At 38.8% G+C, this 449-nt stretch carries 1 pseudogene; it reads left to right on the top strand.

The window, feature by feature from the left end:
- Nucleotides 1–195, top strand: a pseudogene (locus C2M25_RS10250) (transposase); the annotation flags it as partial.
- Nucleotides 196–449: the final 254 nt, after the last annotated feature.

Raw genomic sequence — 449 nt, 5'->3', positions numbered from 1 at the left:
GTTAGACGCGCTTATCTTTGTGGTGAAGACGCACTCACAGGTAAATCATATGAACACCGTCGAGGGTGGGTTGAAGAACGCCTACTTTTTCTTGCAAAAGTGTTTTGTATTGATGTGTGCGCTTATGCGGTGATGAGTAACCATACTCATGTTGTGCTTTATGTTGATGATAAAAAAGCAAATAGGTTATCAAATTAAAGTCAACATACTGATAATTTGCATCATTCCTTGTTACGTTCTGTGTATCAAACGTATAGGAAATACCAGCATACGCACCGACACCTTGCCACGTATTTTCTAAACAAGCTGATGCGTCAGTGCCTTGAATAATAGTTATAGACTGGCGACTGTTGTATAAAGGGTATCTATCTGTGATTAGCTTATAACATTCAGTGTAACCGGTTACTTGTTCATTCTTAGCGGGAATTAAAGAATCAGGGTTGTATTCA

It is taken from the genome of Pseudoalteromonas sp. T1lg21, assembly GCF_002964625.1.
Lineage (GTDB): Bacteria > Pseudomonadota > Gammaproteobacteria > Enterobacterales > Alteromonadaceae > Pseudoalteromonas > Pseudoalteromonas gelatinilytica.
Note: the sequence above shows the minus strand (reverse complement) of the source record. Positions and strands in the feature narration are given on the sequence as shown.